The organism is Pseudomonas sp. BT76 TE3572 (genome assembly GCF_050435365.1).
GTDB classification, from domain to species: domain Bacteria; phylum Pseudomonadota; class Gammaproteobacteria; order Pseudomonadales; family Pseudomonadaceae; genus Aquipseudomonas; species Aquipseudomonas fluorescens_W.
Genome location: NZ_JBNDKE010000001.1, coordinates 5,066,661 through 5,091,612 on the forward strand (window position 1 = coordinate 5,066,661; position 24,952 = coordinate 5,091,612).

Here is a 24,952-nt window from a genome sequence, read left to right on the forward strand (position 1 = left end):
TTCACCTTTAAACCGCTAACCTCTCTACACCGATCGTTCCCACGCAGAGCGTGGGAACGATCATGCGTACAACGGTCTAAAATTCCGCTGCCCACTCCTCAAGGAATCCCATTACGTGAAATCCCTCCTTGCACTGCTTTCCCTCGTGGCCCTGCCGGTCCTGGCTGCTGAGCCGACCCTGTACGGGCGCTACGAATACATCGCGCTGCCGGAAATCGGTGGCGAAGTCCTCAAGGCCAAGATGGACACCGGCGCCCTGACCGCGTCGCTGTCGGCCAAAGACATCGAAACCTTCACTCGCGATGGCGATGAGTGGGTGCGCTTCCGCCTCGCCACCAAAGGCGCGAGCAACAAGGTCTACGAACACAAGGTCTCGCGGATCAGCAAGATCAAGACCCGCTCCGAAGAAGACGACGACAGCGAAGCGGTCGCACCTACCAAGCGTCCGGTGGTCGATCTGGAACTGTGCCTGGGCAACGTCAAACGCACCGTCGAGGTCAATCTCACCGACCGCAGCAGCTTCAACTACCCTTTGTTGATCGGTGCCAAAGCCTTGCGTGAGTTCGGCGCGGCGGTGAACCCGGCACGGCGCTTTACCGCGGACAAACCCGACTGCTGATTTCAAGTGGTCTCATTGACGTGACGTGAGCCTTGGGGCACCGTTCGCCCACTTAACTCCCGGGCTCGGACGCCATGCCTCATATCCTGATTGTCGAAGACGAAGCGGCGATTGCCGACACCCTGATTTTCGCCTTGCAGGGCGAGGGCTTCACCACCACCTGGCTGAGCCTTGGCGCCGTTGCGCTTGAGCATCAGCGCCAGACGCCGGCCGACCTGATCATTCTCGACATTGGTCTGCCGGACATCAGCGGCTTCGAGACCTGCAAGCAATTGCGCCGTTTCAGCGAAGTGCCGGTGATCTTCCTCAGCGCCCGGGACGCTGAAATCGATCGCGTCGTGGGTCTGGAAATCGGTGCCGACGATTACGTGGTCAAGCCGTTCAGCCCACGGGAAGTGGCGGCGCGGGTCCGGGCGATTCTCAAGCGCATGGCGCCGCGAGCGACCGCCGAGGTGTCATCGGCGCTGTTTCGCATTGACAGCGAACGGGTGCAGATCAGTTATCGCGGTCAGCTGCTAACCCTGACCCGCCATGAATTCCGTCTGCTGCAATGCCTGCTGGAGCAACCCGAACGCGTCTTCAGCCGCGAGCAGTTGCTCGATGCGCTGGGCGTCGCTGCCGATGCCGGTTACGAGCGCAGCATCGACAGCCACATCAAAAGCGTGCGCGCCAAATTACGCCAGGTGAAAGCCGACGCGGAACCGATCCAGACCCATCGCGGCCTCGGTTACAGCTACAGCCCGGGGCGTAGCTGATGCCGCTGGGGATCCGGATATTCCTGGTCTACGTGCTGTTCATCGGCCTGACCGGCTACTTCGTGCTGAACACCGTGATGGAAGAAATCCGTCCCGGCGTGCGCCAGTCCACCGAAGAAACGCTGGTCGACACCGCCAATCTCATGGCCGAAATCCTGCGCGATGACTTCAAGGCCGGCACCCTGAATCAGAACCGCTGGCCCGAGCTGCTCAAGGCTTATGGCGAACGGCAACCGAAGGCGAGCATCTGGGGATTGCCAAAGAACCAGGTCAACCACCGGATCTACGTCACCGATGCCAAGGGCGTTGTGGTGCTGGACTCCAGCGGTGTGGCAGTGGGGCAGGATTACTCGCGCTGGAACGATGTTTTGCTGACCCTGCGTGGCGAATACGGCGCTCGTTCCAGCCGCAGCAATCCGGACGATCCGAACTCCTCAGTGATGCACGTCGGCGCTCCTATTCGCGACAACGGCCAAATCATCGGCGTGGTGACCGTGGCCAAACCCAACAGCTCGTTGCAGCCATACGTTGATCGCACTGAGCGGCGATTGCTTGCCTGGGGGGCCGGGTTGATCGGCCTCGGTCTGCTGTTCGGCGCGTTGTTGTCGTGGTGGTTGAGCGCGGCGCTGCGGCGATTGACGGCTTATGCACAGGCAGTCAGTGAAGGCCTGCGGGTCGAGGTTCCGCATTACCGTGGCGGCGAACTGGAGCAACTGGCGACTGCGGTGGAGCAGATGCGCACGCAGCTCGAAGGCAAAGCCTACGTCGAGCGTTACGTGCACACATTGACCCACGAACTGAAAAGCCCGTTGGCGGCGATTCGCGGCGCGGCGGAGTTGCTGCAAGGCGAGATGCCGCTGGCCCAGCAGCAGCGTTTTGTCAGCAACATCGACAGCGAAAGCGCGCGGATGCAGCTGTTGATCGAACGCCTGTTGAATCTGGCCCTGGTCGAGCAACGCCAAGGGCTGGAGGAACGGGTGGCGGTGCCGCTGGCGAAGTTGGTAGATGAATTGCTGAGCGCTCAGGCGGCTCGCATCGAAGGCAAGCAGTTGCGCGTGGAACAAACCATTGCAGCGGATCTGGTGCTGACCGGTGAACCGTTCCTGTTGCGTCAGGCGCTGGGCAATCTGCTGGAGAACGCTTTGGATTTCACCCCGGCTCAGGGCTTGCTGCGATTCAGTGCCGAGCGCGTTGGGGAGCAGATCGAGTTCAGGCTGTTCAATCAGGCTGAGGCGATTCCTGGCTATGCGTTGCCTAGGTTGAGTGAACGGTTTTACTCATTGCCGCGACCGGACAGCGGGCGCAAGAGCACGGGGTTGGGGCTGAATTTTGTTGAAGAGGTGGTGAAGTTGCATGGTGGGTCATTGAACATCGGCAATGTTGACGGCGGTGTTGAAGTCAAATTGTGTATGCCTGCTTAGAACCACCCCTCACCCTAACCCTCTCCCCAAGGGGTAGAGGGGACTGACCGAGGTGTTTTTTAGATAGTTTGCGACCGGGGAAGTTTGAGTCGAACTCAGGATTTGAAAACCATGGAGATCAGCTCCCTTTCCCCCTCTCCCCTGTGGGGAGAGGGCTGGGGCGAGGGGTGGTTCTTGAACTTCTCACACACTCTCCACATTCCCCCCACAAAACCCCCACACACCCATCCCAGACTCTCCCCATCCAAACAGGGAGAGTCCCATGAACCGCAGCCTGACCATAAAACTCGGGGCAATTGCCCTTCTGATTCTGTTGTTGCTGATCCCGCTCCTGATGATTAACGGCGTGATTCAGGAGCGTCAGCAACTGCGCGACGGTGTCCTCGAAGACATCGCCCGCAGTTCCAGTTACAGCCAGCAACTGAGCGGGCCGCTGATGGTGGTGCCGTATCGCAAAGTGGTGCGCACCTGGAAACTCAACGAAAAAACCAATGCGCGTTACCAGGAAGTGGGCGAAGAACGCGGCCGTTTGTATTTCCTCCCGGAGCACTTTGAACTCGACGGCCAGGTTCAGACCGAACTACGTTCCCGGGGCATTTATGAGGCGCGTCTGTTTCATGCGGACAACCGCATCAGCGGGCATTTCTCGCTCCCGGCTCAATTGGGTATCAAGGAAGATTTCGCCGATTACCAGTTCGACCAGCCGTTTCTGGCGGTCGGGATCAGCGACATTCGCGGCATCGAAAACGCTCTGAAACTCGAGCTCAATGGCCAGAAACTCGACTTCGTCCCCGGTAGCCAGGTGGGCTGGTTGGGGGAGGGCGTGCATGTGACGTTGCCGGCGCTCGATGCCAAGCAAGCCACAGAACTGGCCTTCGGTTTCGACCTGCGTTTACAAGGCACTGGCCAGTTGCAGATTCTTCCGGTGGGTAAAACCAGCAAAGTATCGCTGGCCGCCAATTGGCCGCATCCGAGTTTCATCGGCAACTACCTGCCGGCCCAGCGTGAAGTCAGCGATCAGGGTTTCACCGCCAATTGGCAGACCTCGTTTTTCTCCACCAATTTGCAAGAAGCCTTGAGCAGCTGCGTGTCCGGCGGCGGTTGCGAAGCCTACACCGGCCGCAGTTTTGGAGTGAGCTTCATCGATCCGGTGGATCAGTACCTGAAGAGCGATCGGGCGATCAAATATGCGTTGCTGTTTATCGTCCTGACCTTCGCCGGTTTCTTCCTCTTCGAAGTGCTGAAAAGCCTGGCGGTACACCCGGTGCAATACGCGCTGGTCGGCGTGGCCCTGGCGTTTTTCTACCTGCTGTTGTTGTCGCTGTCCGAGCACATCGGTTTTGCCCTGGCGTACCTGCTATCGGCGAGCGGCTGTGTGTTGTTGATCGGTTTTTATGTCTGCCATGTGCTGCGCAGCGTGCGCCACGGCTTGAGTTTTTCGGCGGGATTGGCGGCGTTGTATGGCTTGCTATATGGCTTGTTGAGTGCCGAGGATTACGCGTTGTTGATGGGGTCGCTGCTGTTGTTCGGATTGCTGGGCGTGTTTATGGTGCTGACCCGCAAGCTGGACTGGTATGGGATCGGGCAGAAGTCGGCCAAGCCGCTGGCGTTTGAAATCGGGGCCGTGGAATGAGCCGGTCGTTGGGGTTGCGTGAGGATCAGCGGGAGGGCGAATTACTGGCGACGCTGATAGTCGAGTTGTTTCCGTTAGATCCGCTGTGGTGCCATCGCGAGCAAGCTTGCTCCCACAAGGGATCTCCAGTGAACACAAAATTTGTGCCCACAACCGATCAACTGTGGGAGCGAGCTTGCTCGCGATGAGGCCCGTAGAGTCAGCGAAAATCTAAACCTTCGGCATAGTCGCCAGCATCGAAGGCCGCTGACTCACCTCAAAATACCAGTCCGCCAGCTTCGGATTCGTCGTGCGCCATTCCAGATCCGGATGGCGCAAATCCAGATAACCCAAAGCACACGCGACACTGATCGCCGCCACATCGAAATGACTGGTCAGCTCGGCAATCGCGTCCGCTTCCAGCAATGCCAGGCCGCGACGAATCTTCTCGCGCTGACCATCAAGCCACTCGTCCCAGTGTTTTTCCGGGGCACGCAGGGCGACTTCATAACGAATCAGCACCGCAGCGTCCATGATCCCGTCGGCCAGGGAGGCCAGGGTCAGGCGCCGCCAACGGGCTGAGCCGTCGCGCGGTATCAGCGGGTTGCCGACGTGCTGGTGGTCGAGGTAATCGAGGATCACCCGGCTGTCATGGATGACGTTGCCATCGGCCAGGCGCAAGGCCGGAATTTTACCCAGCGGGTTGTCTTCGTTGAGTATCAGGTCCGGGCTGACGGGTGTGAGCACGCAGTCTTGCAGCGCCACGCGGTCCTGTTGACCGGTTTCGTGCAGGAGCACCATGACTTTGCGAACGAAGGGCGACAACGGGTTGTGGAACAAGGTCATGCTGGGGGCGGACATGGCAGCGTCTCGGAGTGGGCAGTGCTGGGCAGCATAGCGCGTGGATCACGCAACTTGTAGGAGCGAAGCTTGCTCGCGAAGGCGGTGTATCAGTCAACATTGATGCTGGCTGACACACCGCCTTCGCGAGCAAGCCCGCTCCCACAGGTTGTTAGCGGCGTTGCAGCAGACCGCGCAAGGCGAGGATTGCGGGAATGCCCAGGCCCAACCAGCTCAGCGCGTCCCACACGCCATCCCCCAGCAACGCGGAAAACAACCCCGCCGCGCTGAGCAGGGCGATGACTGTAGGGGTGGAGAACACCTTCCAGAAATTCGACTGCCTTGGCCTCATGCGGGGCTCTCCGCATTTTCGAACACAGGTTTGGCAGCCTTGCGCCGCACCACCCACAGGTAAACCCCGCTACCGAGGACGATGATGGTCAGACCATCCAGCGTCGCCCAGAGGATCTTCATTGGCAAGCCGCCGTAATCGCCGAAGTGCAACGGTTGTGACATGCCCATGGCGTCCATGTACCACGGACGTTCGGCCACGGCGGTGACTTGCAGGGTACTGGCGTCGATCAGCACCGGTGTCAGCAGGTGCGAGGTCAGGTGGGTGCTGCCTTTCATGAACACCGCGTAATGGTGTTCGCTGGAGAAGCGTGTGCCGGGGAAGGCGATGAAGTCCGGCTGCATGCCCGGTGCGACTTCCTTGGCGATGTCGAGCAAGCGGGTTGCGGGCGCCAGTTGTGTCAGTGGCGGTGCGTCGCGATACGGCGCGACCATCGCGCTCAGGCTGTCGTTGCGCCACGCAGCGATCAACAGGTCGGCGCAGGCGCTGATGACACCGGTGACGCCGACCACCAAGGCCCAGGTCAAGGTCACCACGCCGATCAGGTTATGCAGATCGAGCCAGCGCAGACGGGTGGATTTGTCCTGGCGCACGGTGGCGAATTTCAACCGCCGCATGAACGGCAGGTACAGCACCGTCCCGGAGACAATCGCCACCACGAACAGAATGCCCATGAACGCCAGCAGCAACTTGCCCGGCAGACCGGCGAACATGTCCACGTGCAGGCGCAACATGATCATCATGAAGCCGCCATTGGCCGACGGCATTTCCAGCGCTTCACCGGTGCGGGCGTCGAGCATGAAGGTGTGAGACGAGTTCGGTTCAGTGCCGGCGGTGGCCGCCATGATCGTAATCGCGGCGTTGGGCTCTTCTTCGTCAAAGCCGAAATACTGCATGACCTCGCCGGGACGATGCTTTTCAGCCGCCTGCACCAACTGCTGCAAATTCAGCAGCGGGGTGTCTGCCGGCATCGTCTTCAATTCAGCGGCATCGCCCAGCAAGTGGTCGATTTCGTGATGAAAAATCAACGGCAGGCCGGTCAGCGCGAGCATCAGCAGGAACACGGTGCAGATCAGGCTGGTCCAGGTGTGGACGAAGGACCAGCGGCGGATTGTTTTGCTTTTCATTTCATAGCCTTCAGAAATACCAAAGCCGTCCATGTCGGACGGCTCGGGATTTGGGCGTGTCAGATCAGGCCATTACCACTTGTAAGTGGCACTGGCGACGACGCTGCGTTGGTCGCCGTAGTAGCAGTAGAAGCTGTCGCACGTGGAGATGTAGTCCTTGTCGAACAGGTTGGTGGCATTCAGTGCCAGGGAGGCACCTTTGAGGCTGTTGTCCAGACGGCCCAGATCGAAATGAACCGCCGCGTCGAACACGGTGTAGGCGTCAGCCTTGCCGAGCGAGGTATTGCCCTGGTCGCCGTAAGTATTGCCGGTGTAGCGAGCGCCGGCGCCGATACCGAAACCGTCCAGCACGCCGTTGTGCCAGGTGTAATCGGCCCACAGCGAAGCCTGCTGGTTGGGCATCAGTTGCAGGCGATTGCCTTTGAAATCGCCTTTCTGCACTTCGGATTTGGCCAGGGTGTAAGCGGCGATGACCTTGAGGTTCTCGTTCACGTCGGAGACGGCTTCCAGCTCCAGGCCTTTGACTTTCACTTCACCGGTCTGGCTGGTGATCGAAACGTTCTCCGAGTTGGTCGTGGTGACGGAGACGTTTTTCTGGGTCAGGTCGTAGACCGCAGCGGTCAGCAGGGTGCTGCTGCCGGGCGGTTGGTACTTGATGCCCAGTTCCCACTGCTTGCCTTCAGTCGGCTTGAACGAATCGGTCGGCGATGCCGTGGCGTTGCTGGTCGGCTGGAACGACTCGGCGTAAGACAGGTAGGGCACGAAGCCCGAGTCGAACACGTAGCTGATCGCCGCATTACCGCTGAAGTTCTTGTCGCGCTCGGTGTTGGTGGCGTCGCCCTTGTTGAAGAACCTGGTGCCGGTGTGGACCCAGTCTTCACGACCACCCAGCGTCAGACGCCATTGATCGAGGGCCATCTGGTCCTGGACGTACAGGCCGGTCTGGTAAGTCTTCTGGTCGTAGTCATAAAACGCCGCCGAACGTGGCGGACGAACGATGGGCTGGCCATAGATCGGGTTGATGACGTTGGTGGTCAGACCGTCGCCGAAGATCGAGGTGTAGTTGGTGTTGGTGCGCTGGTGATCAAGGCCGATCAACAGGGTATGACGGAGGTCGCCGGTGGCGAAGTCGGCCTGGAAATTGTTGTCCACGGCGAACTGGCTGATGTCCTCGTCGACACTGGTGCTCGTGCGGCCAACGTTGCCTTCGGCATCGACCTGGGTGAACGGATAGGCGCCGGGGGTGAGGGTCTGGAAGGACAGGTCCGATTTGGTGTAGCGCAGGTTCTGCTTGAACTGCCAGACATCGTTCAAGCGATGTTCAAAGGCGTAGCCCAGTGCGTAGTAGGTGCGGTCGTAGAATTCCCAGTCCGGGTCGCCCAGGTTTTTGTGATGGGAAATCTTGCCGAGCGGCGAATGGATCTTGGTGCCTTGTACCGGCAGGAACTGGCTGGTGATGCCAGTATCGTCACGGGTGAACTGGGTGAGCAGGGTGAATCTGGTGTCTTCGTCGATGTTCCAGGTCAGGCTCGGCGCGATGTTATAGCGCTTGTTGTCGACGTGGTCGATCTGCGTACCGCTGTCGCGAACTACACCGCTCAAACCGTAGAGGAACTGGCCTTCTTCATCGATCTTGCCGGTGCTGGCGAAGTTGATCTGACGATGATTGTCGCTGCCGTATTGCACCTGGATTTCGCTGCTCGACTCGGCGCTGGGGCGACGGCTGACCATGTCCAGCAAGCCGCCTGGCGGGGTCTGGCCGTAAACCGATGAAGCCGGGCCGCGCAGCAGGGCGAGGCGCTCGAGGTTCCAGGTTTCCTGTTTCGGGTTGGCGTACACGCCTTTTGGCAGTGGCAGGCCGTCGAGGAATTGCGTCGGTTCGAAACCCCGCACGCGCAACCAGTCGGCGCGGGTGTCGCTGCCGTAGCTGCTGGCGGTAATGCCGGGCATGTAGCGCACAGCGTCATCGAGGCTGTGCACATTGCGATCGTCCATTTGCTCGCGAGTAGCGATCGAAATCGAGCGCGGTGCTTCGACCAGCGCGGTATCGGTCTTGGTGCCGGCGGCGGTGCGGGTCGCCAGGTAACCTTGCACCGGTCCCCAAGCACTTTCGGTGTTTTCCACACCAATGACGGCGGTTTCTGGCAGAGCCATCACACCTTCGGGCACGGCCACCAGGCTATAAGTGCCAGCGCTGCTTTGTTCCAGTTGCAGACCGGTGCCGTGCAAGGCTTCGCGCAGGGCGCCGGCTGCGTCGAACTGGCCTTTGACCGGCGCCGAGGTCTTGCCTGCCGCCAGTGAAGGATTCAACGACAACGCCAGGCCAGCCTGGCTGGCGATCTGGTTCAGGGTGCTGGCCAATGGCGCGGCCGGCAGGTTGTAGGCGCGAACGCTGGATGCCTGTTCAGCGGCGATCAGCTGACTGCTGGCCAGAGGGGCGCAAAGGGCAATGGCAATCGCCAGCAAACCGGGGCGCAACAAGGTGTCTAGCGAACGGGACATACAGCGGCTCCTGAATGGAAATATTTCTCAATTGCCTAGGTGCCGGACGAGAATTCAAAAGTGATAGGCCTGATTGAAAATAATTTCGATTCAGCCATTCGCGTTGTGGCGAGGGAGCTTGCTCCCTCGCTACAGGGTTTTGTATATGCCTCAGGGTTTGGCTTCAGCCTTTGCCACGGACACCCACCACGGCGTGTGCTGTTCGATCTGCACCGGCAGGGTCGGCAGCAGGGCGCTCAGGGCCAAATCAGTGTCGTGCAGCGGGAAGCTGCCGGTGATTCGCAGGTCAGCGATTTCCGGCGCAACGCCAAGATGCCCGCGGCGATAGCGGCCGAGTTCATGAACCAGGTCCTCCAGCCGCGCGTTGTCCACCACCAGCATGCCGCGCGTCCAGGCATCGGCACCGAGGCTGAGCGCGAGGATCGGCCCGAGGCCATTGCTGCGCATCATGACTTGCTGGCCTTCACGCAGAATCTGTTCTTCAGGGCTCGACTCGGGATGGGCGGCTACCGCCGATTTCAGCACGCTCAGGCGCGTACCTTCTTCTTCGCGCTTGACCAGGAACCTTGTCCCCAGCGCACGCATGCTGCCTTCGCGGGTTTCGACGATAAACGGCCGGGCGTCGCCATGACCGGTTTCGACGAGGATTTCCCCTTCCTGGAGGATGATCAGCCGTTGTTTTTCATCAAAACGCACATCCACGGCACTGTGGGTGTTGAGGTTGATCAGCGTGCCGTCGGTCAGGCGCAGGGTGCGTTGCTCACCGGTGGCGGTGCGCTGGTCGGCCAGCCAATAGTCGATCGGCAGATAACGATCACCGGCGAACAGCGCCAACCCGATCACCGCGACGATGCTGGCCACGCCGCTGCCGAGTTTGCGCACACGCCGGCGAATGCTTTCGCGCGATTGCAGTAAAGCAGTACGAGCCGGGCCGCTGGCAACGCTGAAGCGCTGGTCGAGCATGCCCAATTGGCGCCAGGCCCGCGCATGTTCTTCGTGGGCAGCGTGCCATTTGGCGAACTCTTCGCGCTCCACCGGGTTGCCGGAGTCCAGGGACAATTGCCAGGCAATCGCGGCATCCAGCACCTGCGCCGAGACGGGTTTGGAACTGACCGGAGTCATACCGGCTCACCGTACAACGCGATGTAGCACTGACGAATGCCTTGGGCCAGATACTGACGCACCCTCGGTACTGACACGCCCAGGCGCTCGGCGATTTCGGCGTGGCCGAGGCCGTCGAGACGGTTATAGAGAAACGCTGCCCGGGCCTTGCTTGAGAGCTTGCCGAGCAGGCGGTCGATGGCTTTTAGGTCTTCGAGGATCAGCTGCTGTTCCTCCACCGACGGTTGTTCACCTGCGGGGATCAGCATCAGTTCGGTGAGGTAGGCCTGTTCCAGCGCGGCGCGGCGGAAATAGTCGAACAGCAGACCCTTGGCAATCGCCACCAGAAACGCGCGCGGTTCACGCGGCTCCTTCAGTTCTTCACGACCCAGCAAACGCACGAACGTGTCCTGGCTCAGGTCTTCGGCTCGTTGCGGACAGGCCACATTGCGCCGCAGCCAGGCCAATAGCCAACCGCGATGGTCGCGATACAACGCACCAACGAGCTCACTTTGAGGGCTTTGGACTGACGACACGTAGCATCACCGATTGGGAAGTATTAACTAACGAGAATTGTTCGCGATTGTGTCAGAGGCGGGGGAGGTAAGCAATTGGCGCTGGTCGGGTCAAAATCGATCCCCCTCACCCTAACCCTCTCCCCGAGGGGCGAGGGGACTGACCGAGGAGTTCTTGGAGGTACATCGACCTGAGTTATCGAGTCGAACTCAGGTTTGAAGCGCATAGAGATCGGCTCCCTTTCCCCCTCTCCCCTCTGGGGCGGTCCGACGTTTCGGGAGGGCTGGGGTGAGGGGTGGCTCTTGAATTTTCCACTATTTCAAAACGAAGGCGCTCGCTGCCTGCGCTTCCACTGACTCAACCGCTGCTGCAAATTCAACGGGCTATGAATCTGCATCTGTCGCGCCCGGCTGAACAGAATCAACGCCAGTTCAGCGGTGGCCAACGCATCGGCACTGGCATTGTGGCGCTCGAACACTTCCAGTTTGAACCAGTCGATCCACTGATCCAGCCCGGCGTCGCGAATGTGCGCCTGAGGGCAAAGCAACGGCGCGATATCAGCCACATCCAGAAATGGATGCTGCAACTTGTAGCCCAGATGGTCTTTCAGCGCGCGCCCGAGCATGTGCTGATCGAACGGCGAGTGAAATGCCAGCACCGGGCTGTCGCCGACGAACTCCATGAATTCGACCAGGGCCTGAGCCGGATCACTGCCCGCGGCAATCGCACTCGGCCCCAGGCCATGGATCAACACACTGGGAGCCAACTTCATATCGGCGCATTGCAACGTGCGTTCGAACTGCTGGCTGAAGTCGATGGCCCCGTCCTCGATCACCACCGCGCCGATGGACAACACCCGATCCTTGTTCAGGTTCAGCCCGGTGGTTTCCAGGTCGAGCACCACCCAGCGTTGTTCGCGCAGGCTGCATTCGCCGAGCTCTGCTGCCGGGGGCAAGCGTTGCAGACGTTGTTGGAGTTCGCCGGATAGGCTCGGACCTGCCGGGCGCAGCCATGAAAACAGGCTCATAGCTGATACCGCAGGGCCAGGCTGCTTTGCAGGCGTTGTGCCTGGCGCAGGGATTCACGCAGGATCCGTCGATCCAGATGATTGAGGCTGTCCGGATCGACGCGGTTGGAGTAGGGCAAGTTCTCCCGGGTCTGTAGCTGATGTTGCTGCATGCGGGCTTGCTGGATGAAGTGATAGGCCTCTTCGTACGCCGCACCGTCCAGCCGTTCGATGACTTCTTTCTCCACCAGCTGGCGAAAGCGCTCCAGCGTGTTGTTCGCCTCGATCCCATGGGCCAATGCGAGTAGTCGGGCACCGTCGACAAACGGTGTCAGCCCCTGGACTTTCAAGTCCAGAGTGGCTTTCTCGCCATTCTTGCGAGCCAGTACGAACTCACGGAAACGTCCCACGGGCGGACGGTTGCGCAAGGCGTTCTCGGCCATCATCCGCTGGAACAGTCGGTTGTCATTCACCTGATCGAGAATGCCCTGACGCAGCTGCTCGCAGCCTTGCTCGTCGCCCCAGACCACGCGCAAGTCGAAATAGATGCTCGAACCCAACAGGTTCTCCGGCGTTGCCTCGCGGATAAACGCCGCAAAACGTCGCGACCATTCGGCCCGGGACAGGCACAGCTCCGGGTTGCCGGCCATGATGTTGCCCTTGCACAGGGTGAAACCGCAGAGCGCCAGGCTCTGGTTGATCTGCTGGGCGATGGGCAGCAATTTGCCGCGAATCTCGGCGGCGTGGGCCGCGTCCCTGGCTTCGAACAGAATGCCGTTGTCCTGATCGGTGTGCAGCGTCTGCTCGCGGCGGCCTTCGCTACCGAAGCACAGCCAGCTGAACGCAATGCCGGGGTCACCTTTCTCGGCGAGGGTCAGTTCGATCACCCGGCACACGGTGTGGTCGTTGAGCAGGGTGATGATGTGCGTGATCTGGGTTGAAGAGGCGCCGTGGGCCAGCATGCGCTCCACCAGTTGGCCGATTTCGCCGCGCATCGCCACCAGGTTTTCCACGCGCTGGGCGCTGCGGATAGTCCGCGCCAGATGAACCAGATCGACCCGTTGCAGGGAAAACAGATCACGTTCCGAGACCACGCCGCACAGGCGATGATCCTTGACCAGGCAGACGTGGGCGATATGCCGCTCGGTCATGGCAATTGCCGCATCGAAGGCGCTGTGGTCCGGCGACAGGTAAAACGGCGCCTGGGTCATGTGCCGTTCGATGGCTTCGTTGAAGTCGTTAGTGCCGTCGGCCACTACATGGCGCAGGTCGCGCAGAGTGAAAATCCCCAGCGGTGCTTTATGTTCGTCGACCACCACGATGCTGCCGACCTGCTGCTCATGCATCAGGGTCACGGCTTCACGCAGTGGCGTGGCCGGGCTGCAGGTCACCGGATGACGCATGGCCAATTCACCCAGGCGAGTATTGAGCGAGTACTGGGTGCCGAGGGTTTCCACGGCTTTTTGCTGGACTTGCTGGTTGACCTGATCCAGCAGGCTGCTGACGCCGCGTAGGGCAAAGTCGCGAAACGCGTTGGAAAGCGCGAACAGTTTGATGAACGCCAGCTTGTTCAGCTGTAGGCAAAAGGTGTCTTCGGCGGCCAGGTGCTCGGTGCGGGTCGCACGCTCACCCAGCAGCGCGGCAAGGGGGAAACACTCGCCGGTGGTGATTTCGAAGGTGGTTTCGGTGCCGCCCTTGGCCGTATGGGGGCGCTCACCCACGACCCGGCCTTGTTTGACGATGTAGAAATGCTCAACCGGGCCGTCGGCGGGCTTGATGATGCTCTCGCCGGGTGCATAAAAACGCAGCTGACACTGCTCGACCAGGTACGCCAGGTGGGCGTGTTCCATTTGATTGAAGGGCGGGAAGCGCTGAAGGAATTGCAAAGTGCCCTGGATGTTCTGCAACACCGCGGTTTTCCCTGCCTGTGTGAAGGCGTCCGCTTTACTCATAACCATTACCGCAGTCTTTTTTGAATTGTTGTTGTCGGATGACTCAGCCATGGTCGGCCCCTGCGCGGAGGGTGCCCATTGGACGTAAGTCTAGGTAGGCAGTACGCATGTCGGTATTTGGGAAATGTCTGACGCAACTGTGAGAAAAACCTCCTACATTGGCTATAGGAAACTTTTCCGACGAAGTGCACATTGAAGGTCTGCTTAGCGATGTCTGACGGATGTGCTAGGGAATAGAAAATGAAAATGTAGAGTAAGCCATGTCCGACCACGATATTTTGAGTGACGCCGAGCGCAAGGCGCTGAGTGACGTCATGCTGGAACCTGACCTGCCGCCACAGCGGGTGCTGATCGTCGACGACGATAAAGACTCGCGTGAGTTGCTGTCGGAGATTATGGCGCTGGACGGGGTGCGCTGCATGACTGCCGCCAGTGGCGAAACGGCACTCAAGATGTTGGAGACGATGCCATCGATTGGCCTGGTGATTACCGATCTGCGGATGGGAACTGTCGATGGCCTGGATCTGATTCGGCAGGTTCGTGAGTCGGTTCGAGCGGCAATGCCCATCATCATCGTTTCCGGTGACGCCGACGTGAAAGATGCGATCGCTGCGATGCACTTGAGCGTGGTCGACTTCCTGCTCAAGCCTGTCGATACCGGCAAGCTGTTGACGCTGGTCAAACATGAGTTGGGAATGGATGTGTAGGAATCGATTTGAAACAAAAAAGCCCTGATCTTTCGATCAGGGCTTTTTTTTGTCCGGCGTCAGCGCTTAGTTACAGGCCATTGGCAGCCTTGAACTCGCGGCGGCGACGGTGCAGAACCGGCTCGGTGTAGCCGTTCGGCTGTTTGGTGCCTTCGACCACCAGTTCGACCGCCGCCTGGAAGGCGATGTTGCTGTCGAAGTGTGGTGCCAGCGGACGGTACAGCGCGTCATTGGCATTCTGACGGTCAACCACTGGCGCCATGCGCTTGAGGCTTTCCATCACTTGCTCTTCGGTGACGATGCCGTGACGCAGCCAGTTGGCGATGTGCTGGCTGGAAATCCGCAGCGTCGCACGGTCTTCCATCAGGCCGACGTCGTTGATGTCCGGCACTTTCGAACAGCCCACGCCCTGGTCAATCCAGCGCACCACATAACCGAGAATGCCCTGGGCGTTGTTGTCCAGTTCGTTCTTGATCTGTTCTGCAGTCCACTGCGGGTTCACCGCCAATGGAATGGTCAGGATGTCGTCCACCGAAGCGCGCGCACGTTTGGCCAGTTCGGCCTGACGGGCGAACACATCGACCTTGTGGTAGTGCAGCGCATGCAGCGCGGCAGCGGTCGGCGATGGAACCCATGCGGTGTTGGCGCCGGCCATCGGGTGAGCGATTTTCTGTTCGAGCATCGCTGCCATCAGGTCCGGCATGGCCCACATGCCTTTACCGATCTGCGCGCGACCTTGCAGGCCGGTGCTCAAACCAATATCGACGTTCCAGTTCTCGTAGGCGCCGATCCACTTCTCAGCCTTCATGTCCGCCTTGCGCACCATCGGGCCGGCTTCCATGGAGGTGTGGATTTCATCGCCAGTGCGGTCGAGGAAACCGGTGTTGATGAACACTACACGCTCGCTGGCAGCCTTGATGCAGGCCTTGAGGTTGACCGTGGTACGGCGCTCCTCGTCCATGATCCCGACTTTCAACGTGTTGCGCGGCAGACCGAGTACTTCTTCGATGCGACCGAACAGCTCGTTGGTGAACGCCGCTTCTTCCGGGCCATGCATCTTCGGTTTCACGATGTAGACCGAGCCGGTACGGCTGTTCTTGCGCGAGTTGTTGCCGTTGAGGCTGTGGATTGCCGCGAGGCTGGTGACCAGACCGTCGAGAATGCCTTCCGGCACTTCGTTGCCATCCTTGTCGAGGATCGCGTCGATGGTCATCAGGTGACCGACGTTGCGCACGAACAACAGCGAACGACCGTGCAGGCTCAGTTCTTTACCATCGAGACCGGTATAAGAGCGGTCGGCGTTCATAGTGCGGGTAAAGGTCTGACCGCCCTTGGAGACTTCTTCCGACAGATCGCCCTTCATCAGGCCGAGCCAGTTGCGGTAGATCACCACTTTGTCATCGGCATCGACGGCGGCGACGGAGTCTTCGCAGTCCATGATGGTGGTCAGCGCGGCTTCCATCAGGATGTCTTTGAGGCCGGCAGCGTCGGTCTGGCCGACCGGGGTGCTGGCGTCGACCTGGATTTCGAAGTGCAGGCCGTTGTTTTTCAGCAGGATCGCGGTCGGTGCGGCTGTATCGCCGTAGAAACCGATCAGCTGTGCATCGTTGCGCAGGCCGGTGTTGCTGCCGCCTTTAAGGGCGACCACCAGTTTGCCATCAACGATCTTGTAGCCGGTGGAATCGACATGAGTGCCGGCAGCCAATGGCGCGGCTTCGTCGAGGAAGGCACGGGCGAAGGCGATAACCTTGTCGCCGCGAACCTTGTTGTAGCCTTTGCCTTTTTCCGCGCCGTCAGCTTCGCTGATGGCATCGGTGCCGTAGAGCGCGTCATACAGCGAACCCCAACGGGCGTTCGAGGCATTGAGCGCGAAACGGGCGTTCATCACCGGAACCACAAGTTGTGGACCGGCCATGCGGGCGATTTCGTCATCGACGTTTTGCGTCGTTGCCTGGAAATCGGCCGCTTCTGGCAGCAGATAACCGATGTCTTGCAAGAAGGCTTTATAAGCCACAGCGTCGTGCGCCTGACCGGCACGGGATTGGTGCCAGCCATCGATACGAGCCTGGAAATCATCGCGTTTGGCGAGTAGGGCTTTGTTCTTCGGCGCCAGGTCATGAATGACCTTATCGGCACCGGCCCAGAACTTATCGGCGGTGAGGCCGGTACCGGGAATGGCTTCGTTGTTCACGAAGTCGAACAGGACTTTGGCGACCTGCAGGCCACCGACTTGAACGTGTTCAGTCATTGCTTGCCTCACTCTGCTCAGCTATTTCGCTTTTCAGCTCTTCAATTTAACAATGAAGCCTCTGGCTTTTAAACCACAAACCTTTTGACCAGTACATGCCATTGCGGGCGGCTGGGTTATGACCAATCAACGGCGTTGAGGCCTTGCTGACGGGGCTTTCAGGGTTGTGGCTGCACCTGCGGCAGACATCGATCCAGCGTTATGTAGTGCGCGCTGCGGCATACTACATGATGAATTGCGCTTGTGAAAATTAGACTAATTACGTCGTTCTGCGACGCTATGACGCATTGCGGTCACGTCGGGGTACGGGATGTTCTCAAAAAACTATTGGATTGTTCCAGTTAAATATCAAAACTTGTACACATAATCTTCCGTGCCCTGCTATGGGGCTTTGCTTTTCCGAGACACCGAGCCGATTCTCGCCCCTTGCCTATACTTGCTTTTCTATAACAAAAGTCATGACAAGAGGGCTGCGCCATGGACCACCTCGTACTCACTGTATTCGCTCCGGACAAGCCAGGGCAGGTCGAGCGCATTGCCCAATGCATCGCCGAGCACGGTGGCAATTGGCTGGAGAGCCGCATGTCGCGCATGGCCGGGCAGTTCGCCGGGATTCTGCGTGTGGGTGTGCCGGCCGAGGCCTACGATGAATTGGTGGATGCCCTACAGGCATTGTCCGCCCATGGCATTCGCGTGCTGATTGCCGAAAGCGGCATCGAGCAATCCTGCACCTGGAAACCGATTGCCATGGAATTGGTGGGCAATGATCGTCCGGGGATCGTACGTGACATCACGCGTCTGTTGAGTGAACAGGGGGTGAACCTGGAGCGTCTGGTCACCGAAGTACGTCCGGCGCCGATGAGCAGCGAGCCTTTGTTTCACGCTGAAGCGATTCTGGCCGTGCCGCTGACGTTGTCCCTGGACGTGCTGCAATCGCGCCTGGAAACCTTGGCGGATGATTTGATGGTCGAATTGGTGCTGCGCAGTGAACCCTGAAAAGGTTATCCAAGTTATACGTGCACCTGCCTGTGGATAACCTGTAGAGACAGCCCGCCAGGCCACGTCGACCGGGGTTCTTCAGGATTTGATCAAAAAACCAGCAGTTTCAGGGACTTGCGCACAAACGCCGGGGATCACGTTGTGGATAACCTTGGGAAGGATCGATGCAGGCCACGGTAACCGTGGCTTGCAGAGGTTTGTGCGTTTTTTGATCAGCTGCGGCGGCGCAGACTTATCCACGCGTCGACGCTGTAAACCGCCAGACCCGCCCAGATAAAGATGAACGCTACCAGTGTGCTCGACGACAAATGCTCACCAAACAGCAGAACGGCCTGCAACAGCACCAGCGTTGGTGCCAGGTACTGGAGAAAGCCCAACGTTGTGTAGGGCAAATGCCGTGCTGCGGCGTTGAAACACACCAGCGGCACCAGCGTCACCGGACCAGCGGCCACCAGCCACCAGGCTTCGGACGTGGTCCAGAACTCGGGCTGAGCGCTTGTGGCCGTCTGATTGAAAAGCAGCCAGGCAATAGCAATCGGCACCAGCATCCAGGTTTCGACCACCAGTCCCGGCAACGCCTTGACCGGTGCCTGCTTGCGGATCAGTCCGTAGAAACCGAAGGTCAATGCCAGCACCAGGGACACCCACGGCAGGCTGCCAACTTGCCAGACCTGCTGCGCGACGCCGACCGCCGCCAGGCCAACCGCCAGCCATTGCATGCGCCGCAGCCGTTCGCCAAGGATCAGCATGCCCAACAGCACGTTCACCAGTGGGTTGATGTAGTAACCGAGACTGGCTTCGAGCATGCGCCCGTTGTTCACCGACCAGACGTAGGTCAGCCAGTTGGCCGCGATCAGCGTGCCGCTCAGGGCAAGGACCGCCAGGCGTTTCGGGTTATCACGCAACTCGCGCCACCAGCCCGGATGTTTCCACACCATCAGCAGCAAGGTGCCGAACAGCGCGGACCAGAGCACTCGGTGGATGATGATCTCCACGGCGGGCACGCTGGCGATGGCTTTGAAGTAAAGCGGGAAAAGTCCCCAGATGATGTAGGCACTCAGACCCAGGATGTACCCGCGACGCGGGTTGGCGGCTTGCATGCAGAATCCTTGCTTAGGCAGCTAACAAAGAGGGGATTGTAGGGCGGTTGTATAGATGTGTCGCTTCTGAAAGCAAAAGATCGCAGCCTTCGGCAGCTCCTACAGAGTGATTGCGTACACCGTGTAGGAGCTGCCGAAGGCTGCGATCTTTTGATCTTTAAATTAAAAAAGCTTCAATGGCTCTTCGTTGAGCGCAGCCAATTGTTCGCGCAACGCCAACACTTGATCGCCCCAATACCGTTCACTGCCGAACCACGGAAAACTGTGCGGGAACGCCGGGTCGTCCCAGCGGCGGGCGAGCCAGGCGCTGTAGTGCATCAGGCGCAAGGCGCGCAGCGGTTCGATCAACGCCAGTTCCCGCGGATCGAAGTCGTGGAACTCACTGTAGCCGTCCATCAATTCCGACAACTGACCGAGACATTCCTGACGATCACCCGCCAGCATCATCCAGATGTCCTGCACCGCCGGGCCCATGCGGCAGTCGTCGAGGTCGACGATGTGGAACATATCGTCGCGGCACATCATGTTGCCGGGGTGGCAGTCGCCGTGCATGCGGATGTTCTTGTGCGGCGTAGCGTTGTAGACCTCTTCCACTCGTTTGAGCAGGTCGCGAGCCACGGACTCGTAGGCCGGCAGCAGGCTTTTAGGTACGAAATTACCTTCGAGCAATGTCGTCAGCGAGTCATGACCGAAGTTTTTCACGCCCAGCGCTTCGCGGTGTTCGAACGGTTTAGTAGTGCCGACGGCGTGCAGACGACCGAGCAGTTGCCCCAGGCGATACAGCTGATCGAGATTACCGGGCTCCGGCGCACGGCCACCACGGCGGGGGAACAGGGTGAAACGGAAACCGTTGTGTTCGTGCAGGCTGGCACCGTTGTGAATCATCGGTGCGACCACCGGTACGTCGCATTCGGCGAGTTCGAAGGTGAATTGGTGCTCTTCGAGAATGGCTTCGTTGGTCCAGCGCTGCGGACGGTAGAACTTGGCGATCAGCGGCTCGGAGTCTTCGATACCGACCTGATAGACACGGTTCTCGTAGCTGTTGAGCGCCAGAATGCGCGCGTCGCTGAGAAAGCCGATGCTTTCGACGGCATCGAGCACGAGGTCTGGGGTGAGGGTTGCAAACGGGTGGGCCATGCTGACTCCTGCGCGCAGCAGGCTGCCGCGTCCGGCCAAGCATGGTAGCGCAGACGGGGCTTCTTTAGTGTTTGGGCTTTTGTTGTGTGTCGTTTCGGCTGACGCCATCGCGAGCAGGCTCACTCCTACAGAGATCTTGAGTGTGCACACTATCTGTGTCACCCAGACGATCTACTGTGGGAGTGAGCCTGCTCGCGATAGGGCCTTATCAGGCGCCGACCACCCCGCCATCTTCACGGGTAATCGCCATCACCGAAGACCGCGGCTTGCCATTCGGCAGATGCTCAGGGAACGTCGACCCGCCGTTTTCCCCCGGATGCTGAATCCCGACAAACAGTGTTTTCTGATCTGGCGAGAAGCTGATCCCTGTCACCTCGCAGCCCACCGGCCCGACCATGAAGCGACGAATCTCCCCGGTCACCGGATCAGCGCAGAGCATCTGGTTGTTGCCCATGCCCGCGAAATCACCGGCATTGCTCGAATCGCCATCGGTGAGAATCCACAACCGCCCAGCCTTGTCGAAACCCAAGCCGTCCGGGCTGTTGAACATGTTCTGCGGGGTGATGTTCGACGAACCGCCCTTCGGCGTGCCGGTGTGAACACCCGGGTTGCCGGCGACCACAAACAGATCCCAGGAAAAGCTTTTCGAACCGTGATCGTCACGGTCAGTGCGCCAGCGCAAAATCTGCCCGTAGACGTTCTTCTCGCGCGGGTTCGGCCCGCCCACCGGCTGACCATCCTCGCCACGCTTGGCGTTGTTGGTCAGCGTGCAATAGACCTGGCCATCCTTGGGGCTGACGACGATCCATTCCGGGCGGTCCATGCGCGTGGCCTTCACTACGCTGGCCGCGAGGCGCGCGTGAATCAGCACTTCGGCCTGATCGGCAAAACCGCTGCTGGCGTCGATGCCGTTTTTGCCGTGGGTCAGTTCGATCCACTCGCCCTGGCCTTTCGGGTGATCGGCATTGCCATCGCCCGCGTCGAAGCGCGCCACGTACAAGGTGCCGTGGTCCAGCAGGTCGCGGTTGGCCTTGGGGTTTTTGTGGTTGATCTTGTCGCGGCTGACGAATTTGTAGATGAACTCACCGCGCTCATCGTCGCCCATGTACACCACGGCGTGACCGTCACTGGTTTCGGCCAGGGCGGCATTTTCATGTTTGAAACGGCCCAGCGCAGTGCGTTTGACTGGCGTCGACTGCGGGTCGAACGGGTCGATTTCCACGACCCAGCCGTGACGGTTGAGTTCGTTGGGGTTTTTCGCCAGGTCGAAACGCTCGTCGTGTGGGTGCCAGTTGATCTCTTTGCTGGTCGCCACCGCGCCGTAGCGTTTCTGTGCGGCGTCGAATTTTTGCTCGGCATTGCTGCTGCCGAAGCAGTCAGTGAAGTTTTCTTCGCAGGTCAGGTACGTGCCCCACGGCGTCTTGCCGTTGGCGCAGTTCTGGAAGGTGCCGAGAACATTTTTGCCGTGCGGGTCGGCGCTGGTTTTCACCAAGGCGTGGCCGGCGGCAGGGCCGCTCAAATTGATCGGCGCGTTGCCGTGAATGCGCCGGTTGTAGCGCGAGCCCTGGACGAAATGCCACTGGTCGTTTTTGCGCTGTACTTCAATCACCGACACGCCTTCGCAGGCCAGTGCCTTGCGTACCTCTTCGGCCGACTGCGGCATGCCGCCGTGGGGATAGAGGTAGCGATAGTTGGTGTACTCGTTGTTGATCGCCATCAGCGCCCGGTTTTTGTCACCGGGGAATTCAAACAGGCTCATGCCGTCATTGTTGTCGCCGAACTGGACTTCCTGATGTTCGGCCGTGCCGTTGCCGCTCGGGTCGAATGCCGGGCCGTTCTTCTGCAGGGGTTGGCCCCAACTGATCAATACCGAAGATTTGTAACCTGGCGGCAGGGTGATGGCGTCGCTGGTGGCGGCGGGAATACTGTCAAAACCCAACAGTTTGCTGGAACCGGCGCTGACGCTGGCGGCGAGCACGCTGCGGCTCAGCAGGTTGCCGCCCAGGAACATTGCTGCACCGCATAGGGCACCGGCGCTGATGAAACCTCGACGGCTGAGGCCGACCATGTTCTCGAGGTCGGTGGATTGGTTGTCTTCTAATAGGCTCACATCAGGCTCCCTGCGGGTTTTTGCAGTCACCTTAATGAGCGTTAATGACACTTGTGTTTCAAAGCGGTGTACCGAGCAACACGTTGGATGGCGCGAACTGCACCAGCACCGGTTTATCGGCAGCCAGACCGAGGGTTCTCAAGTGCAGCGGTTCGGCCAGCGCGCAGAGTGTCTGGCCATTGGGCAGGCTAATGCGGACTTCGCTGGGGCCGTCCTCGGCGTCGAGAATTTCTTCGATGATGCCCTTCAGGCAATTATTGCCGGGTGTTGCTCCTTGATCGATGCCCAGCAACTCCAGCCAGCCGGCCTTGATCAGTGCGACCACTTCGGTGCCGGTTTCCAGGTCTAGACGCAGGGTGCTGTCGTGAGTGATCTGCGCATCGATGCTCAAGCCTTCGGCCAGTTCAAGGCGAATCCGGTCGTTGTGCCCTTGGGTATCAATCGCCACGACCTTGCCATGCAGTTGATTGCGCGCGCTGGTTCTGAGCATCAGTCGGCCGAGCAGGTCGAGATCGCTGGCATCTTCGGCGGCTTCCAGCACCTGAGCCTGCAAGGCTTGCAGCTTTTGATACAGGCGCAATACGCGCTCGCCTTCGCTGGAGAGTTTGGCGCCACCGCCGCCCTTGCCGCCGACACTGCGCTCCACCAACGGTTTTTGCGCGAGGTTGTTCAGCTCGTCGATAGCGTCCCAGGCCGCTTTGTAGCTCAGCCCCGCGCTTTTCGCGGCGCGGGTGATCGAGCCCTGTTCGGCGATGTGTTGCAGCAACGCGATGCGCTGCGGACGACGGACAATGTGCTGGGACAACAACGTAGGCAAGGACATGGCAAGACGCTTTGGGCTGTGGCGATGGGAAGGACGTTGGCGGCTTGGGCCCCGGGAGTCAAGTCAGGGCGCATCGCCGGGTTTGGGTGTGCGGGCCAGACAATAGACGTCCACCCGCGCGGCACCGGCGTCCATCAACAGGCGAGCCAAGGCTTGCGCCGTGGCGCCGGTGGTCAACACATCGTCTACCAATGCTAAATGACGGCCCTTGATGCACGCATCGGGCGTCAGAGCGAAGGCGTTGCGCAGGTTCTTTTTGCGGGCCTCGGCATTCAGGTCCTGTTGGGCGCTGGTGTCCTGAACCCTCAGCAGCAGCGTTTCATCGCACGGAATGTCGAGTCTGGTGCTGAGCCAGCGAGCGAGCATCGCGGCCTGGTTGAAACCCCGTTTGCGCAGTCGTTTGGAGGCCAGCGGAACCGGGATGAGCGCGTCGGGTCGATTCAGGTCTTCATCGAAGCGATGTTGCAGGAACTGCGCGAGAAGTTCGGCGAGCAGGCGACCCAACGGCCACTTCGCAGAGTGTTTGAAGCGTGTGATCAACGTGTCCACCGGAAAGCTGTAAGTCCAGGGCGTGGCGACCCGTTCAAAGGCTGGCGGTTGTTTCAGGCATTGGCCGCAGGTCAGGCCAGCAGTGGGCAATGGCAGAGCGCAGGTTTGGCATTGATCGCCCAGCCAGGGCAGCTCCGTTTCACAGGCCATGCAGATGGGTGTGCATTCATCGGCAGGTTCTGAACAGAGCAAACAGTGTTGTTCGTTTTTTAACCAGATGTAAACCGGTCCTTCGTATCGTGGTTGACAGCGCATGAGTCTTCCTTAAATATGCCGAACATCCGTGTCGCGTCTGTGGGTATTCCATTCCCCAGCCGCTTGCCAAGCATAAAACAAAGGAAGCACCCATGAGCGCCAGCACCACTGCAACCCTGCGTCATGACTGGTCTTTGGCCGAAGTCAAAGCACTCTTCGTTCAGCCATTCAATGACCTGTTGTTCCAGGCGCAGACGGTGCACCGCGCGCATTTCGACGCCAATCGGGTCCAGGTGTCGACGCTGCTGTCGATCAAAACCGGAGCCTGCCCGGAAGATTGCAAATATTGTCCGCAGTCCGGTCACTACAACACCGGCCTGGAAAAAGAAAAGCTGATGGAAGTGCAGAAGGTCCTCGAAGAGGCCGCTCGCGCCAAGGCCATCGGTTCGACCCGTTTCTGCATGGGCGCGGCGTGGAAACATCCGTCGGCCAAAGACATGCCTTACGTGCTGGAAATGGTCAAAGGCGTGAAAGCCATGGGCCTGGAAACCTGCATGACCCTCGGTCGCCTGGATCAGGACCAGACCGTCGCTCTGGCTGACGCCGGCCTCGACTACTACAACCACAACCTCGATACCTCGCCTGAGTTCTACGGCAGCATTATCACCACCCGTACTTACAGCGAGCGCCTGCAAACCCTGGCCTACGTGCGTGAATCGGGGATGAAGATCTGCTCCGGCGGCATCCTCGGCATGGGCGAATCGCTCGATGACCGCGCCAATCTGCTGATCCAGCTGGCCAACCTGCCGGAGCACCCGGAGTCGGTGCCAATCAACATGTTGGTGAAAGTCGCCGGTACGCCGCTGGAAAATGCTGACGATATCGACCCGTTCGACTTCATCCGCATGCTCGCTGTCGCACGTATCCTGATGCCGCAATCCCACGTGCGCCTGTCCGCCGGCCGCGAAGCGATGAACGAGCAGATGCAAGCCCTGGCGTTCTTCGCCGGCGCGAACTCGATTTTCTACGGCGAAAAACTGCTGACCACCGCCAACCCGCAGGCCGACAAGGACATGCAACTGTTCTCGCGTCTGGGCATCCTGCCGGAAGCGCGTGAAGAGCACGCTGACGAAGTCCATCAGGCCGCGATCGAACAAGCGCTGGTTGAGCAGAAGAGCAGCGAGCAGTTCTATAACGCGGCTGTTTAACGCTCCACTGATCCTTATGAAGGAATGCAAAACCCTGTAGGAGTGAGCCTGCTCGCGATAGCGATCTAACAGT

The 24,952-nt window shown here is 59.7% G+C and carries 21 protein-coding genes; 7 read left to right on the forward strand and 14 right to left on the reverse strand.

Translation table 11 applies throughout. The annotated features are described in order from the left end of the window. The first annotated feature begins 115 nt into the window (after nt 1–115). The 4 genes from ABH912_RS22975 (at nt 116) to creD (ending at nt 4,428) form a co-directional block, all read left to right on the forward strand. On the forward strand, nt 116–619 hold the full coding sequence (locus tag ABH912_RS22975) for an ATP-dependent zinc protease family protein (RefSeq protein ID WP_033053973.1): 504 nt from the start codon (nt 116–118) through the stop codon (nt 617–619). A gap of 74 nt (nt 620–693) precedes the next feature. Next, a complete protein-coding gene (gene creB / locus ABH912_RS22980) occupies nt 694–1,374 on the forward strand; it encodes a two-component system response regulator CreB (protein ID WP_033053974.1) in 681 nt (226 codons plus the stop codon). Continuing rightward, a complete protein-coding gene (creC, locus tag ABH912_RS22985) occupies nt 1,374–2,795 on the forward strand; it encodes a two-component system sensor histidine kinase CreC (RefSeq protein WP_429511733.1) in 1,422 nt (473 codons plus the stop codon). Before creB ends, creC begins: the two co-directional genes overlap by 1 nt. Before the next feature lie 262 nt (nt 2,796–3,057). Then, nucleotides 3,058–4,428 carry a cell envelope integrity protein CreD gene (gene creD / locus ABH912_RS22990; protein WP_429511734.1) on the forward strand — a complete coding sequence of 457 codons (1,371 nt, stop codon included), beginning with the start codon at nt 3,058–3,060 and terminating at the stop codon, nt 4,426–4,428. Nucleotides 4,429–4,638: 210 nt separating this feature from the next. On the opposite strand, the gene ABH912_RS22995 is transcribed toward creD, so the two are convergent. From ABH912_RS22995 to ABH912_RS23030, 8 genes are all read right to left on the reverse strand, one after another. Beyond that, complete coding sequence (locus ABH912_RS22995; protein ID WP_033056263.1) at nt 4,639–5,268, reverse strand: glutathione S-transferase; 630 nt, start codon at nt 5,266–5,268, stop codon at nt 4,639–4,641. 151 nt (nt 5,269–5,419) lie between these two features. Beyond that, nucleotides 5,420–5,599: a hypothetical protein gene (locus tag ABH912_RS23000; RefSeq protein WP_074871475.1), complete on the reverse strand. Its 180-nt coding sequence runs from the start codon at nt 5,597–5,599 to the stop codon at nt 5,420–5,422. Further along, nucleotides 5,596–6,726 (reverse strand): PepSY-associated TM helix domain-containing protein, encoded by a 1,131-nt coding sequence (locus ABH912_RS23005; protein ID WP_429511735.1) that lies wholly within the window; start codon nt 6,724–6,726, stop codon nt 5,596–5,598. Before ABH912_RS23005 ends, ABH912_RS23000 begins: the two co-directional genes overlap by 4 nt. A 72-nt stretch (nt 6,727–6,798) precedes the next feature. Continuing rightward, nucleotides 6,799–9,228 (reverse strand): TonB-dependent siderophore receptor, encoded by a 2,430-nt coding sequence (locus ABH912_RS23010; protein ID WP_033056259.1) that lies wholly within the window; start codon nt 9,226–9,228, stop codon nt 6,799–6,801. Between the two features lie 150 nt (nt 9,229–9,378). After that, nucleotides 9,379–10,350, reverse strand: coding sequence for a FecR domain-containing protein (locus ABH912_RS23015; RefSeq protein ID WP_033056258.1), 972 nt, complete (start codon nt 10,348–10,350; stop codon nt 9,379–9,381). Then, nucleotides 10,347–10,865: an RNA polymerase sigma factor gene (locus ABH912_RS23020; RefSeq protein WP_046052410.1), complete on the reverse strand. Its 519-nt coding sequence runs from the start codon at nt 10,863–10,865 to the stop codon at nt 10,347–10,349. The genes ABH912_RS23015 and ABH912_RS23020 overlap by 4 nt, the downstream gene beginning before the upstream one ends. A 299-nt stretch (nt 10,866–11,164) precedes the next feature. Then, complete coding sequence (locus ABH912_RS23025) at nt 11,165–11,872, reverse strand: 3'-5' exonuclease (RefSeq protein ID WP_033056255.1); 708 nt, start codon at nt 11,870–11,872, stop codon at nt 11,165–11,167. Continuing rightward, nucleotides 11,869–13,809, reverse strand: coding sequence for a putative nucleotidyltransferase substrate binding domain-containing protein (locus tag ABH912_RS23030; protein WP_429511736.1), 1,941 nt, complete (start codon nt 13,807–13,809; stop codon nt 11,869–11,871). The genes ABH912_RS23025 and ABH912_RS23030 overlap by 4 nt, the downstream gene beginning before the upstream one ends. A 254-nt stretch (nt 13,810–14,063) precedes the next feature. Between ABH912_RS23030 and ABH912_RS23035 the strand changes: the two genes are divergently transcribed. After that, a complete protein-coding gene (locus tag ABH912_RS23035) occupies nt 14,064–14,510 on the forward strand; it encodes a response regulator (protein WP_033056254.1) in 447 nt (148 codons plus the stop codon). 70 nt (nt 14,511–14,580) lie between these two features. Here the strand turns inward: ABH912_RS23035 and ABH912_RS23040 are convergent, their stop codons facing one another. Next, complete coding sequence (locus ABH912_RS23040) at nt 14,581–16,758, reverse strand: malate synthase G (RefSeq protein ID WP_429511737.1); 2,178 nt, start codon at nt 16,756–16,758, stop codon at nt 14,581–14,583. 477 nt (nt 16,759–17,235) lie between these two features. Here ABH912_RS23040 and ABH912_RS23045 point away from each other — a divergent pair, with 477 nt between their 5' ends. Then, on the forward strand, nt 17,236–17,754 hold the full coding sequence (locus tag ABH912_RS23045) for a glycine cleavage system protein R (protein WP_007947710.1): 519 nt from the start codon (nt 17,236–17,238) through the stop codon (nt 17,752–17,754). A gap of 215 nt (nt 17,755–17,969) precedes the next feature. On the opposite strand, the gene rarD is transcribed toward ABH912_RS23045, so the two are convergent. The 5 genes from rarD to ABH912_RS23070 all read right to left on the reverse strand — a co-directional run bounded on the left by rarD (nt 17,970) and on the right by ABH912_RS23070 (nt 23,731). Continuing rightward, nucleotides 17,970–18,857, reverse strand: coding sequence for an EamA family transporter RarD (gene rarD, locus ABH912_RS23050; RefSeq protein WP_033056252.1), 888 nt, complete (start codon nt 18,855–18,857; stop codon nt 17,970–17,972). Between the two features lie 162 nt (nt 18,858–19,019). Further along, nucleotides 19,020–19,994 carry a serine/threonine protein kinase gene (locus ABH912_RS23055; RefSeq protein ID WP_429511738.1) on the reverse strand — a complete coding sequence of 325 codons (975 nt, stop codon included), beginning with the start codon at nt 19,992–19,994 and terminating at the stop codon, nt 19,020–19,022. A gap of 208 nt (nt 19,995–20,202) precedes the next feature. Continuing rightward, the gene (locus ABH912_RS23060; protein WP_429511739.1) at nt 20,203–22,104 is read right to left on the reverse strand and encodes a PhoX family protein; all 1,902 of its coding nucleotides are present in this window, start codon (nt 22,102–22,104) and stop codon (nt 20,203–20,205) included. 58 nt (nt 22,105–22,162) lie between these two features. Then, complete coding sequence (locus tag ABH912_RS23065) at nt 22,163–22,927, reverse strand: TOBE domain-containing protein (protein WP_429511740.1); 765 nt, start codon at nt 22,925–22,927, stop codon at nt 22,163–22,165. Between the two features lie 63 nt (nt 22,928–22,990). Beyond that, nucleotides 22,991–23,731: a ComF family protein gene (locus ABH912_RS23070; protein WP_429511741.1), complete on the reverse strand. Its 741-nt coding sequence runs from the start codon at nt 23,729–23,731 to the stop codon at nt 22,991–22,993. A gap of 92 nt (nt 23,732–23,823) precedes the next feature. Here ABH912_RS23070 and bioB point away from each other — a divergent pair, with 92 nt between their 5' ends. Continuing rightward, nucleotides 23,824–24,879, forward strand: coding sequence for a biotin synthase BioB (gene bioB, locus ABH912_RS23075; RefSeq protein WP_008147151.1), 1,056 nt, complete (start codon nt 23,824–23,826; stop codon nt 24,877–24,879). Nucleotides 24,880–24,952: the final 73 nt, after the last annotated feature.

What these genes read in the sequence shown, in the direction of transcription:
- ABH912_RS23000 (WP_074871475.1), bottom strand. Translation starts at nt 5,599, where the DNA reads ATGAGGCCAAGGCAGTCGAATTTCTGGAAGGTGTTCTCCACCCCTACA.
- ABH912_RS23070 (WP_429511741.1), bottom strand. Translation starts at nt 23,731, where the DNA reads ATGCGCTGTCAACCACGATACGAAGGACCGGTTTACATCTGGTTAAAA.
- creC (WP_429511733.1), top strand. Translation starts at nt 1,374, where the DNA reads ATGCCGCTGGGGATCCGGATATTCCTGGTCTACGTGCTGTTCATCGGC.
- rarD (WP_033056252.1), bottom strand. Translation starts at nt 18,857, where the DNA reads ATGCAAGCCGCCAACCCGCGTCGCGGGTACATCCTGGGTCTGAGTGCC.
- ABH912_RS23030 (WP_429511736.1), bottom strand. Translation starts at nt 13,809, where the DNA reads ATGGTTATGAGTAAAGCGGACGCCTTCACACAGGCAGGGAAAACCGCG.
- creB (WP_033053974.1), top strand. Translation starts at nt 694, where the DNA reads ATGCCTCATATCCTGATTGTCGAAGACGAAGCGGCGATTGCCGACACC.
- ABH912_RS23035 (WP_033056254.1), top strand. Translation starts at nt 14,064, where the DNA reads ATGTCCGACCACGATATTTTGAGTGACGCCGAGCGCAAGGCGCTGAGT.
- ABH912_RS23045 (WP_007947710.1), top strand. Translation starts at nt 17,236, where the DNA reads ATGGACCACCTCGTACTCACTGTATTCGCTCCGGACAAGCCAGGGCAG.
- bioB (WP_008147151.1), top strand. Translation starts at nt 23,824, where the DNA reads ATGAGCGCCAGCACCACTGCAACCCTGCGTCATGACTGGTCTTTGGCC.
- ABH912_RS22995 (WP_033056263.1), bottom strand. Translation starts at nt 5,268, where the DNA reads ATGTCCGCCCCCAGCATGACCTTGTTCCACAACCCGTTGTCGCCCTTC.
- ABH912_RS23005 (WP_429511735.1), bottom strand. Translation starts at nt 6,726, where the DNA reads ATGAAAAGCAAAACAATCCGCCGCTGGTCCTTCGTCCACACCTGGACC.
- ABH912_RS23010 (WP_033056259.1), bottom strand. Translation starts at nt 9,228, where the DNA reads ATGTCCCGTTCGCTAGACACCTTGTTGCGCCCCGGTTTGCTGGCGATT.
- ABH912_RS23065 (WP_429511740.1), bottom strand. Translation starts at nt 22,927, where the DNA reads ATGTCCTTGCCTACGTTGTTGTCCCAGCACATTGTCCGTCGTCCGCAG.
- ABH912_RS23040 (WP_429511737.1), bottom strand. Translation starts at nt 16,758, where the DNA reads ATGACTGAACACGTTCAAGTCGGTGGCCTGCAGGTCGCCAAAGTCCTG.
- ABH912_RS23055 (WP_429511738.1), bottom strand. Translation starts at nt 19,994, where the DNA reads ATGGCCCACCCGTTTGCAACCCTCACCCCAGACCTCGTGCTCGATGCC.
- creD (WP_429511734.1), top strand. Translation starts at nt 3,058, where the DNA reads ATGAACCGCAGCCTGACCATAAAACTCGGGGCAATTGCCCTTCTGATT.
- ABH912_RS23025 (WP_033056255.1), bottom strand. Translation starts at nt 11,872, where the DNA reads ATGAGCCTGTTTTCATGGCTGCGCCCGGCAGGTCCGAGCCTATCCGGC.
- ABH912_RS23015 (WP_033056258.1), bottom strand. Translation starts at nt 10,350, where the DNA reads ATGACTCCGGTCAGTTCCAAACCCGTCTCGGCGCAGGTGCTGGATGCC.